The organism is uncultured Microbulbifer sp. (assembly GCF_947498635.1).
GTDB classification, from domain to species: Bacteria; Pseudomonadota; Gammaproteobacteria; order Pseudomonadales; family Cellvibrionaceae; genus Microbulbifer; species Microbulbifer echini.
This window is the reverse complement of sequence record NZ_CANMKV010000015.1, coordinates 62,228-74,252: the sequence shown is the minus strand read 5'-3', so window position 1 is coordinate 74,252 and position 12,025 is coordinate 62,228. Positions and strand designations below refer to the sequence as shown.

12 protein-coding genes are annotated in these 12,025 nt (G+C 56.0%); 5 read left to right on the top strand and 7 right to left on the bottom strand.

What is annotated here, in order from left to right; all coding sequences use genetic code 11:
• The first annotated feature begins 64 nt into the window (after nt 1-64).
• Nucleotides 65-1,867 (top strand): acyl-CoA dehydrogenase, encoded by a 1,803-nt coding sequence (locus tag Q1A69_RS09905; RefSeq protein ID WP_299584731.1) that lies wholly within the window; start codon nt 65-67, stop codon nt 1,865-1,867.
• Between the two features lie 34 nt (nt 1,868-1,901).
• Here Q1A69_RS09905 and Q1A69_RS09900 read toward each other — a convergent pair whose 3' ends face one another.
• The 7 genes from Q1A69_RS09900 to Q1A69_RS09870 form a co-directional block, all read right to left on the bottom strand.
• Nucleotides 1,902-3,254 (bottom strand): ATP-binding protein, encoded by a 1,353-nt coding sequence (locus tag Q1A69_RS09900; RefSeq protein WP_299584729.1) that lies wholly within the window; start codon nt 3,252-3,254, stop codon nt 1,902-1,904.
• 10 nt (nt 3,255-3,264) lie between these two features.
• Nucleotides 3,265-3,939, bottom strand: coding sequence for a response regulator transcription factor (locus Q1A69_RS09895; protein WP_299584726.1), 675 nt, complete (start codon nt 3,937-3,939; stop codon nt 3,265-3,267).
• Nucleotides 3,940-4,022: 83 nt separating this feature from the next.
• Nucleotides 4,023-4,340 (bottom strand): PepSY domain-containing protein, encoded by a 318-nt coding sequence (locus Q1A69_RS09890; protein ID WP_299584724.1) that lies wholly within the window; start codon nt 4,338-4,340, stop codon nt 4,023-4,025.
• 65 nt (nt 4,341-4,405) lie between these two features.
• Nucleotides 4,406-4,978 (bottom strand): glycine zipper 2TM domain-containing protein, encoded by a 573-nt coding sequence (locus Q1A69_RS09885; RefSeq protein ID WP_299584721.1) that lies wholly within the window; start codon nt 4,976-4,978, stop codon nt 4,406-4,408.
• A gap of 364 nt (nt 4,979-5,342) precedes the next feature.
• Nucleotides 5,343-6,707, bottom strand: coding sequence for a cation:dicarboxylase symporter family transporter (locus Q1A69_RS09880; RefSeq protein WP_299584718.1), 1,365 nt, complete (start codon nt 6,705-6,707; stop codon nt 5,343-5,345).
• Nucleotides 6,708-6,852: 145 nt separating this feature from the next.
• Nucleotides 6,853-7,254 carry a TlpA disulfide reductase family protein gene (locus Q1A69_RS09875; protein WP_299584715.1) on the bottom strand — a complete coding sequence of 134 codons (402 nt, stop codon included), beginning with the start codon at nt 7,252-7,254 and terminating at the stop codon, nt 6,853-6,855.
• Nucleotides 7,229-8,617 carry a YihY family inner membrane protein gene (locus Q1A69_RS09870; protein WP_299584712.1) on the bottom strand — a complete coding sequence of 463 codons (1,389 nt, stop codon included), beginning with the start codon at nt 8,615-8,617 and terminating at the stop codon, nt 7,229-7,231. The genes Q1A69_RS09875 and Q1A69_RS09870 overlap by 26 nt, the downstream gene beginning before the upstream one ends.
• Before the next feature lie 126 nt (nt 8,618-8,743).
• On the opposite strand from Q1A69_RS09870, the gene arsC reads away from it, so the two are divergent.
• From arsC to sppA, 4 genes are all read left to right on the top strand, one after another.
• Nucleotides 8,744-9,088, top strand: coding sequence for an arsenate reductase (glutaredoxin) (arsC, locus tag Q1A69_RS09865; RefSeq protein ID WP_299584709.1), 345 nt, complete (start codon nt 8,744-8,746; stop codon nt 9,086-9,088).
• On the top strand, nt 9,089-9,709 hold the full coding sequence (gene wrbA / locus Q1A69_RS09860) for an NAD(P)H:quinone oxidoreductase (protein WP_299584706.1): 621 nt from the start codon (nt 9,089-9,091) through the stop codon (nt 9,707-9,709).
• Between the two features lie 10 nt (nt 9,710-9,719).
• Nucleotides 9,720-10,067 (top strand): DUF2069 domain-containing protein, encoded by a 348-nt coding sequence (locus Q1A69_RS09855; RefSeq protein ID WP_299584703.1) that lies wholly within the window; start codon nt 9,720-9,722, stop codon nt 10,065-10,067.
• An 81-nt stretch (nt 10,068-10,148) separates the two neighbouring features.
• A complete protein-coding gene (gene sppA / locus Q1A69_RS09850; protein ID WP_299584700.1) occupies nt 10,149-12,017 on the top strand; it encodes a signal peptide peptidase SppA in 1,869 nt (622 codons plus the stop codon).
• Nucleotides 12,018-12,025 lie beyond the last annotated feature (8 nt).

Here is a 12,025-nt window from a genome sequence, read left to right as displayed (position 1 = left end):
AAGAATCCATCGTCTCCATTACCGGGTCAGTAAATTTTGAATAAAAATAAATTACGAGGTAGGCATGGCCCATCCATTGCTCAACGAGCGCGATACCGAATTTTTTCTCTATGAATTTCTCGATACCGAAGCGCTGCTGCAAAGGCCGCGCTACAGCGAACACTCTCGCGAAATTTTTGATGCAACACTGAAAACCGCGCGTACGATTGCCGAGAAATTTTTCGCCAATCACAATGCCAAAGGGGATGCCAATGAACCCAGTTTTGATGGGGAAAAGGTACTGTTGATCGAGGAGACCAAACAGTCTTGGGACGCATTTTCCGAGGCTGGATTTCTCGCGGCCCACTGCGATTTCGAAGAGGGCGGCTTACAGCTTCCCGAAATCATCATGCGCACTGCCCTCGCCTATGTCAGTGCGGCCAATATCGCCAGTGCCAGCTACCCCTTCCTCACCATTGGCGCCGCCAATCTGCTTCGCTCATTTGGCAGTGAGACGCTCAAGGGGCAGTTCTTACCCCAAATGATGGATGGCCGCTTCGCCGGCACCATGGCTCTGACCGAGCCCGATCAGGGCTCCGCCCTCGCCGATATTCGCACGAGCGCGGAACCTACGGGAGACGGCAGCTACCGAATTCGCGGACAAAAAATGTATATTTCCGGTGGCGACCAGTCCCTGACTGAAAATATCGTTCACCTAGTACTGGCAAAAATTAAAGGTGCACCCACCGGGGTCAAAGGAATATCCCTTTTTCTGGTTCCCAAATTCCTCCTTGACGAACACGGCCAAGTGGGTGAGCGCAACGATGTCAAGCTGGCCGGGTTACTGCACAAAATGGGCTATCGCAATACCACCTCTACGGTATTGAGCTTCGGAGAAGATCAGGGTGCCATAGGCTATTTGATTGGCGAGCCCCACCAAGGGCTCAAGTACATGTTCCAGATGATGAACGAGGCACGTATCAGCGTTGGCGCCGGCGCCTCGGTTTTAGGCTATCAAGGCTATGTTTATTCTCTGCAATACGCCAGGGAGCGCCCCCAGGGTCGCCTACCCTCCAACCGCGACCCCGCCTCAAAGCAAATTCCGATTATCCAGCACGCCGACGTGCGCCGTATGCTGCTGATGCAAAAGGCCTATGCCGAGGGCGGCCTGGGCCTGAGTGTTTACGCGACCTCACTGTATGAAGACCAGCACAGTGCACCTACCGAAGAGCAGCGCCAACACGCCGCGACTCTGTTAGACCTGATCACTCCTGTAGTGAAATCGTGGCCATCCAAGTACTGCCTCAAGGCCAATGAGCTGGCAATCCAAGTACTTGGAGGAGCCGGTTATATCCGCGAGTTCCCCCTCGAGCAGCTATACCGCGACAACCGCCTCAATGCGATTCACGAAGGCACCGAAGGTATCCACGCTCTGGACCTGCTCGCGCGCAAGGTGCCGAGCAAAAATTTCCAGGCCTACCAGCTGCTACAGGCAGAAATCCGCAATACGGTAATGCAGGCGCGTGACAAGGAATGTTTGGTTGCCATGGCCAATGCTCTGGAAGCAGCCCTGGAGAAGCTCGACGAAACTGGTATGGCCCTGTTTACCCAGCTTCAGGAAAATGTCGATCGCGGCCTCAGCAATGCCACCCTATATCTGGATGTCTTTGGCTGTATTCTGGTCGCCTGGACTTGGCTGCGTCAGGCAATCATTGCTGCGAAAGCCCTGGATGGGACAGTAAGCGAAGAGGATGCAAATTTCTACCGCGGCAAGATACACACCGCCCGCTTTTACCATGAGTGGGAACTTCCCAATATCCAGCCCTGGATCGCGCTGCTGCAAAGTGGCAACAGCTTGCCATTCGATATGCAGGAAAGTTGGTTCTAATTAGAGCGGGTTGAAGGTGATCGCTTAGGGGCAATTACAGCTGTACGGTAATTGCCGTCCCCCCCTGGGACAGAGGTTCAGCGCTGATTCGCCCCTGATAGCTCTCGACAATATCCATCACAACAGCCAGGCCTATCCCCTGGCCCGGTTGTTGCTGATCGGCGCGCACACCGCGCTGGGTCACTTCCCGCCACTTATTGCCGTCGAGGCCTGGTCCATTGTCGGCAACACAAATCGACAGCTTGCGCCCATCATCGGGATTGTCGATAGTCACGTATACCTCACCTGCGCCGTACTTGTAGGCGTTGTCCAACAGGTTGCCGAGCAGCTCCATCAAATCGCCCTCATCGCCATAAAATAGGGCGTGCTTGGCGCAATCCTTGTGTACCTCACTGGGTCGGCTGCGATACACCTTCTCCAGGGCGTCCAGGATCTTTTCCAACAGCGGCGCCACCGGGGTGCCGCGCAAAATCGATTTTGGTGAGCTGGTTACCGCGCGCTGCAACTGGTAACTGATAATGCTATCCATGCGCTGTACCTGGTCCGCCAGGGTTTTACCGGCAGCCAGAGGGTCTTTTTCCAGGCTCAGCCCCTTGAGCACCGCCAAAGGGGTTTTCAAACTGTGGGCTAGATCGGCCAGGGTGTGGCGGGTTTTTTCTCGCTGTCGCCGCTCGTTTTCAATCAATAGATTTAAATTGTCGGTCAGCGGGCGCAGCTCTTGGGGAAAATCCCCCTCCAGGTGGTCGCTGCCGCCCTGCTGCATATCGCGCAGGGCCTGGGCCAGCGCCCGCAAGGGGGCAAAACCCCAGCGCAGCACCAGCCACTGAGCCAGAATCAGCAGCAGTGCGACGACCCCCAGCCAGTTCCAGATGGTGGAGCGAAACTGCCCCACCTGCGCCTGTAACGGCGCAGCATCTTCCAGTACCACAAAAGTAAAAGGGTTTTCACCTTCCAGGCCCCAGGCTACGCCCTGGCGAAAACTGCTGTAATTGGCATCGCCGCCCGGTAGGGAAACCGGCATAAAGGATTGCTGCCCTTGGGGCAGTGGGGAAAACTCTATCTCCGGCATGGCCAAAGCCGACTCGGAGCGCCAGATAACCCGGCCCTCACCATCCAATACCGCCCCAATCAGACCGGAGTCCGGCTGATTAAAGCGCTGCTCGGGCAGCTCCGGCGGCAGCACCAAACTATCACCCTCAGGCTCAGCCAGTGCCAGTAACGTGTAAATGTACAGCTGCAATTCGCGCTGCTTAGCCTCATCTAGGGAGGTGCGGTAGGCGTGCTCCAAAACACCGGAAATAAGCAGCATAAAAGCCACCAGTACCAAGCTGGTCACCAGTGCCAGGCGGCCCTTGAGGGAGTTCAGCCAAAAGGAAAACAGGCGCATCTCAGATTAGCTAACGTGGTGCGACGAAGCGGTATCCGCGTCCGCGCAAAGTTTCGATGGGCTTCAGCTGCGCCGCTGCATCAAATTTCTTGCGTAGACGCCCGATAAACACTTCGATCACATTGCTATCGCGATCACGATCCTGCTCATAGATATGTTCGGTGAGGGTGGTCTTCGACACCACTTCATCCGGGTGCAGCATCAGGTATTCGAGAACCTTATATTCAAAAGAGGTCAGCTCCAATTCAGCGTCATTGACGGTGACCCGCTGAGAACTGGTATCCAGTAGAATCGGCCCCGCTTTAATAGTCGGAGAGGAGAAACCGGCGGAGCGGCGCACCAGGGCATTCAGGCGCGCCAGCAGTTCTTCGGTGTGGAAGGGTTTTACTAGGTAGTCGTCGCCACCAGCTTCCAATCCCGCCACACGCTCCTGCCAGTGGCCTCGGGCAGTGAGAATCAGAATGGGGAAATGTTTGTCTTCCCTGCGCAGGGTTTGAATAACCTGGATGCCGTCCATTTTGGGCAGGCCCAGATCCATCACCGCTATATCGTAGGGGTATTCGCGCCCTAGATAGAGCGCCTCCTCCCCATCTGGGGCCTCATCTACGGTATAACCGGCATCGCGCAGTGAGTCCGCCAGTTGCTGTCGCAGTAGAACTTCGTCTTCGACCAATAGTGCGCGCATATTCTTTTCCTTTGTACGGCTAGTACTGCGGATCTATCTGCTGTGGACCAATCTTTGTACTCTATATCCAAAGCAGCAGACAATTAACGGGAGATACGCCCGCTGCGCTTGTCCACAAAGACCACATAGACCTGACTCTTGTCAGACAACCCCTTCACCCGGTAGACCGCCTGGCCCTTCCTGCGGGTTTCAGAAACCGACAGGATTTTGCCGCCGTAACGCCGCTTCACCATTGAGGCGGCCTTCTCCCTGGAGACCCCCCCGTCCTGTGCCCAGCGGAAGTCATGCCGGTAGGCTTCCCTCTCGGAGGCAATCCCCCCCTGCCAGGAGGCGGCACATAGCCCCGGTAACAGAGCGAGTAGGAGAATAAAATGCCGTAAAAAAGTGCGGCTGGATTTCACGGTGCGGCTCCTGTGGATGTCCTGGTTTTCCACCTTTAACGATCTTCGACCGCCCTCTCACCCGCTCAAGGCGCCGGCGAGACTGCGACACGAACCCGGATTCTATCGCCCGGATGGTAATCGGTGCGAGTCAGATAAACCTGACCATTATACCGATAGCGGACATCGTATCCGACTAATTCCCTACGCGAGCTGAACTCGTCGACAACCTGACAGCGGGATTCTGTGGCGTAATAGGTCCGGGAGTTGGCGCGGCTGACCTGGTTGCCCACCAGAGCACCAACTAAGGCTCCAGCCACTGTAGCCCCACCGCGATTGCCACCGTGGTGATGATAGCGACCCCGATGGCCACTTCGGCCCAGGCTATTGCCCACCGCTGCGCCGATCAATCCACCAACCAGTGTACCTGCCGGAGAGGTCGGCTCCCGATAGGCCACCTGTTCATCCCGGCAGTAGGTGCGTGGAGAGCGTACTTCTACTTCGGTGTAGACGGGAGTCACCTCGGTGACACGGGCGAAATCGTAATTGTCGGCACCGTAGGGGTCTGCGTAGCCCTGAGGCCCCGCTTTGGCGGTAGCACTCAATGCCACCAGCGCGGCAACTGCCGCGCCAGCGATAAACTGCTTGAAAAGTTGCACAATCGATCTCCCGTTATTCATCAACGGGGGCCAGATTAGTCAAATTGATCTGAATAGACGCTGAATTACACCTGCGATCGCCAAGAGTATCGGGCTTCATAAGAGCTTTTCCACTCAACCCACAGCCCGTAGGGCCTGCCAGCTCTACTCAGAGCCCCAGTCGGAGCGTGGCCTGGCACCGAATAGCGTTGCCAGCAGCCATCACCGCACTACCATGACCAGAGCTCCACAAAATCGTACAGCCGCTGCGCAGGCACCTCTGCCCCCTCGCCGCCCTATCCGAAACCCCGATCACACAACCAACAGACATTGCCGGCCCCGGCGGGACGGATAAGAAATAACGTCCCGTCAATGTTTGCGGGCCTCACCCCTCCACAACTTCCGCGCCCGGTACCTCATCGCCGAGCCAACGCTGAGTAAGGGTGCCAGCGGTCATAGCGCCATTCACATTGAGGGCAGTGCGCGCCATATCGATCAGCGGTTCGACGGAAATCAACAGTGCCGCGATAGTCACTGGCAGGCCCATCGCTGGCAGTACCACCAGAGCGGCAAAAGTTGCTCCACCGCCCACCCCGGCAATACCAAAAGAACTGATTACCACCACCGCAAGCAGAGTGGCCAACCACAGGGGGTCCCACACATTGATCCCCATAGGCACCGCCACCATAGTGGCAAGCATGGCGGGATAGATACCTGCGCAGCCATTTTGGCCGATAGTGGCGCCGAAAGATGCGGAAAAATTAGCGATGGCTGGAGAGTTGCGCAGCGCATCGACCTGGGTTTCCACATTGAGAGGAATAGTGGCGGCGCTGGAACGTGAGCTAAAAGCAAATACCAACACCGGCCAGACTTTGAAGAAATACTGCAGGGGGTTGACCCCATTCACCAGCAGCAGCAGCCCGTGCACGACAAACATCAGACCAATGGCACAGAAGGAAGCCACCACAAAACCGAACAAATTGGCGATATCTGCCCAGCTGGACTTGGCAATCAGGCCCGCGACCAGGGCCATCACCCCATAGGGCGTAAACGCCATCACCAGGCGCACCAGTTTCATAATCCAAACTTGCGCAACATGCACAAAGCGCTCAATCGCGGCGCCTTCTTTGGGAAACTCGCGACGCACAGCCAGGGCAGCGAGCCCAAGCAATACGGCAAAAATCACCACAGCAATCACTGAAGTGGAACGGGCTCCGGTTAAATCCAGGAAAATATTCCTCGGGATAAAGGAAGTAATAATTTCCGGAAGGGAAAGGCCACTCACCCGCCCGATACGTTCATTCAGTACTTCCACCCGCGCCGCCTCACGGGTTCCCTCAACAAGCCCCGCAGCAGAGAGTCCAAACAACTCCGCCATAGCCACACCAATCAGGGCCGCTATCGCCGTGGTGCCGAGCAAAACCCCCAATACAGAAACACTGATTTTACCCAGCGCCTGAGTGTGGCTCACCTTTACCACCGCCACCAGAATAGAAGTGAGCACCAGAGGCATAACCAGCATATACAGCAGGTTTACATAGCCATTGCCCAGCATTTGAATCCAGGGCAAAACCTCATCGGGCGCTACACCCCAGTTACGCGAAATTTGTAATAGCGCTCCGAACCCCACACCGAGTAACAACCCGGCAAAAACACCGGGGGCGAGCGTAGCTCTACCCCGCTGCCAGCGGTATAGGCCAAACAACAGAACCACAAAACCTGTAAGCAGAACAAAAGCGCCGATGTGCATGTTATGAAAATCCCACCCTGGGCAAACGGAAAAGTGGCGGCATGCTAGCAGCGTTACGCCCGCGCCCTATAGATACTTTGGTTATAGTTACTTTAATTCTGGTTACATTAGTTATCGTTTTATAAATTCCATTCGCTGGTTAGGCTTACTGCAGAGCGGCCCTGAAGTCCTCGGCAGTTTGCGGACCCACCAGTGTTTTCTTCCAGCGGCCGTCGGCTCCAATTACAAAAGTGGTAGGTAGTACTTCCGGCCAGGGTTGCCCCCAACGGCCCTCAGGCTCTCCCGCCAACAGGGGAAATTCTATGCCGAGTTTTTGCGCCTGCTCGATAACGGTGGATTTCGGCAAACCATCAAAGTTCACACCCACTACCACCAGGTCGCTGTTGTTCTGGGCAAGCGCATTGAGCACCGGCACTTCTTCACGGCAGGGTTGGCACCACTCCGCCCAATAGTTAACCAGGATCGTTTTCCCTTCAATCGCAACGGGATTGCCGCTCGTGGTTTGCAGGGTAGGTTCGCCATCACAGCCGCTTATTGCGCTTGCCAAGAATAGAGAGATTACCCCCAGAGTTTTCTTCGTTTTTTTTGTTATCGCTATTTGCAACATCGTCTTCCTCAGCTGGTCCCGCAATTTCTTGATCTGTCTTTTGATGTTCTAGCGCACCCTGCGCGTATCGATACTTTTCATCGTCCTTATTCAGGGCCGTCTCAAAAAGAGACCCGATCGTTACACCGAGCTGCTCACTCACTGTACTGCGCGCATTGGCAAAACGGCATTCCACCTCACCGTACCATTCAAATCCTTTCAGGTCGTCGGGAATCCCCGCGGGAATCCACTGCGGACTCAACCAGCCCGCCAGCTCCATCAACGACACTGAATTCAGATCGCGCAACAGGACGTAATCACTTCCATCGGTCTGAGCGATCACCCGGTGCCCCTGTAAAATATCGCGCAGGCGCCGCCACTGAATAAACTTAATCCCAAGCAGAGAAATATCTCTCTCCCGAAGAGGTTTGCCGTGTCGCCCACCTTTAAACATTTGCCAGAGAACAACCAAAGTAGCGACCAAATCCGAGTGCTGGCGCCCCTGGGTTGCAGCGCGGTATACCGACAAGGTGCGTACCAGTACACAACCCGCCAGCACCAACATCCACATCATATAAATCCACAGCAGAAACAGGGGTACAAAAGCAAAGGCTCCGTAGATGGCCTGTACCGAACTGCGCGCAACAATAGCGCCAAACAGGTACTTCATAATTTCAAAGGCGATGGAGGTGACCACCCCACCCTCAATGCCATGGCGCAGTGACACATAGCAATTGGGCACGGCGACAAAAAGCAGAGTGAAAACAATACTGGTAAAAATAAACGGCAATACCCGCAGCACAACCGCCATCATGCCGATCCCTTCCTCACCCCCTAAAAACAATTTCTGCGAAAGCAAAAAAGTACTGGCGGCGAGCCCGGCGCCCAATAGAATTGGCCCTAAACTGAGAATGGCCCAGTACAGGAGAAAACTCGAAACCCCACTGCGCCCTCGGGACACGTCCCAAATCGAATTAAAGGTACCTTCTATACTGCGCAGTGTGAGCCCCGAGGTCACTACGAGCATGGCAATACCGAGGCCGGTGAGCCGCTGGGCCTGGGCGGAAAAACTGCTGATATATTCCTGCACCTCACGCCCACTTTGTGGCACGAAGTGAGAAAAGATCTGCTCCTGTAAACGGGTCTGTAAACCAGCAAAATCTGGGAACAGCGACAACATTGCATAGCTCACCGTCACCAATGGCACTATGGCGAAAAGCGTCATATAAGTGAGCGCCGCGGCGCTCTTCTGACAATCTTTCTCTACAAAAAGCGACCACAGTGAAGTGGCGAAGCGCCGCCATTGAACCACCCAATCCTTCATGCTTGATTCCAGTTTCATTCCCTGTGTGCGACCTCTGGCAAAAGCGGCGAGTACTCGACTCACGCCTTAGAATTTCGCTACGGTATTCGGTTAGAATACGCCAAACAGTAACAGGATACCGACATAATGTGGATGATCTACCACAACCCGCGCTGCTCAAAATCCCGTCAAACCCTGCAACTGTTGCAGGACAATGGCGTGGAACCGGAAGTGATTCTCTACCTGCAAACCCCACCCACGGCAGATGATCTGAAACACATCCTGCAAAAACTCGGCATGCCCGCGCGCGACCTTTTGCGCACGGGTGAGGAGCCCTACAAACAGCTCAACCTGAAAGACAAAAACTTGAGTGACGCTCAACTGATCGAGGCCATGGTTGAAAACCCCATCCTGATCCAGCGCCCGATCGTTGCAAAAGATGACAGAGCCACCATTGGCCGCCCGCCCGAAAATGCTCTGGAGCTGCTATAAATGGCACCCGAATGCGAAGCCTATGTGTTGGTTCTCTATTACAGCCGCAGCGGCGCCACCGAGCGAATGGCCGCAGAATTGGCCCGCGGTGTCGAATCGAGCGGGATTGCCGCGCGCCTGCGCACCGTGCCCGCCGTCTCCCCCGACACGGAGGCCAGCTTAGCGCCGGTACCCAGCAAGGGCGCGCCCTACTGCACCCTCGATGACCTGCGCGAATGCGCCGGGCTTTTGTTGGGCAGCCCCACCCGCTTTGGCAATATGGCGTCGCCGCTGCGCTACTTCCTCGACCAAACCAGCGATATTTGGCTGGAGGGCAGCCTGACCGGAAAACCGGCCGCGGTGTTTACCGCAACCGGTAGCCTGCACGGCGGTCAGGAAACCACCCTCACTTCCATGATGCTACCGCTTTTACACCACGGCATGTTGATCGCCGGCATTCCCTATTCCGAAGCTGCCCTGATGCGCACCAGCACCGGTGGCACACCCTACGGTGCCTCCCATTGGAACAAGGGCCACAGCAGCGAGCTGAGTGAAGATGAAATCACCCTGTGTAGAGCGCTCGGTGTACGCATCGGCCAACTAGCCCAGACCCTGAGCCAACCGGCAACAACGGCCAAGTAGAGGATTCCGCATGAACGACACTATCCGGCGCAAATTACGCATTGCGCTCCGAATCAATTGGTTCTGTTATATCGGCCTACTGGTCCTGTTTGTAGTCTGGAACCTGTTTGTACCGGGTGGCTCCCTCGCCCTTTGGCTAATCCAGACAGTACCGCTTTTGCTGGTATTGCCAGGCCTTATCAAACAGCGCCCCCGCAGCTACCTTTGGCTCTGCTTTATTTTGTTGCTCTATATCACCACCAGCATTGTCGATGTAATGATGCCTACACGCGGCTGGCAGGATGGCGTCATGGTGGTTTTGAGCCTTATCCTATTCTTTTCTGCAATGATGAGCAGTCGCTGGCATCGCATGCAGTAATTCCATTGCGGCTATCCGCATTGGTTCCAGACACACAGGCGTGGAAATAGAGACCTTCCACACACTTAGGAGTTTTGAGGTTTGACTGATTCACCCCAGAAAAAAGGATTTGCCCGAGGCTTTTTAGCTGCAATTGGCGGCGCCATCACCTGGCTGAGGCGCGTGTTCACCAATATTGTGTTCCTGCTGATATTGCTATTTCTCGGCATCGCCATCTTCAGTAAGGACGAGCGCCTGGTGGTCCCTCAGGGCGCGGCCCTTCGCGTAGCCCCAAGCGGCTTTCTCGTGGATGAGCTCAGCCAACCCGCCACCCTGCCTATTTTCCTGGGCGGCAACCGCGGGCCGACTGAAGTCAGGGTCAAAGACCTCGTTGACGCCATCGACGAGGCCGCCAATGACAAGCGTATCTCCTCCTTGGTGTTGGAACTGGATCATATGGTGGGGGGCAGTCTCAGCAAGCTAGATGAAATAGGCGCAGCACTTCAGCGCTTTAAAGCCGTCGATAAACCCATCTACGCAGTGGGCGATAATTACACCCAGGCGCAGTACTTTCTCGCCAGCCACGCCGATCAGGTATACCTGAACCCCATGGGTTCCGTGATGCTCACCGGCTTCGGCGTATATCGCAACTATTACAAGAGTGCACTGGACAAGCTCAAGGTAAATTTCCACGTCTTCCGCGTGGGGGATTACAAGGACTTTATTGAGCCCTACACCCGCGACGACATGTCCCCCGCCTCACGGGAAAACAACCAGCGCTGGCTGAACGAACTCTGGAGTGAGTACAGTGAGCAGGTCACCGGGTTGCGCAACCTGCCCGCCGAGAGTATCGATCTGTTTATCAACGAGTTGCCGCAAAAACTGCAGCAACACGAGGGCAGCTGGGCTGAAGCCGCCCTGGCCAATAAACTGGTAGATCACCTCGCCAGCCGAATCGAGGCCATGGAAGCGCTGAAAAAAGCCATCGGTGAGGACGAAAGTAAAGAGCGCAAATACAAATCCATCGATGCACTCGCCTACTTGCGCGGCCACAAGATTGCCGAAGCCGCCAAGCCGATCAAGGAATCCAACAAAATTGGGCTGATCACCGCCAGCGGGGCGATTGTCGATGGTCAAGCGCCCGCCGGACGTATCGGCAGCGAAAGCCTGGGCAAATTAATCGCGCGTGCCCGTGAGAAAGAAGTCGACGCCCTGGTGCTGCGTATTGACAGTGGCGGCGGCTCCGCTTTTGCATCCGAGGCGATTCGCCAGGAGTTGCTGGCCACCCGCGAGGCGAAAATTCCGGTGGTTATTTCTATGGGCAGCCTCGCGGCTTCCGGTGGCTACTGGATCGCCACCGGCGGCGACCGTATCTGGGCCTCACCGGCCACCCTCACCGGTTCCATCGGCGTTTTCGGCGCCTTCCCCACCTTTGAGGATTCCCTCGAACATATCGGGGTCTATACCGACGGTGTGGGCACCTCCGACTTGGCCGGCAGTATGCGTCTCGACCGCGCCCTGCCGCCAGCTGCTGCCAGTATCCTGCAACAGGGGGTGAATAACACCTATGCGCGCTTCCTTCGCATAGTCGCCGAAGCCCGTGGCAGCACCCCAAAAGAAGTGCACAAAATTGCCCAGGGGCAGGTTTGGACCGGCCGCGCCGCCAAGAAGTTGGGACTGGTGGATGATCTCGGCAATCTCAGCGACGCCATCGCCGACGCCGCGCAGCTTGCTGAAGTCGAAGAATACGACGTAGTGGAGATCCAGCGTGAACTGACCCCCGGCGAGAAATTCCTGCGCGCATTAAGCGATAATGTAGACGCGAAAATTGCCGCGAGCCTTGAGGCCAACTTACCACTCGGCGCCTGGTTAAACAGTGTACAACCGGCACTCGCGCCAATCGCCGAGTTGCAGAGCTATCGCGACCCCCGCGCGCTCTATGTGCGCTGCCTGCCCTGCCAAGCACCCTGAGACCTTTC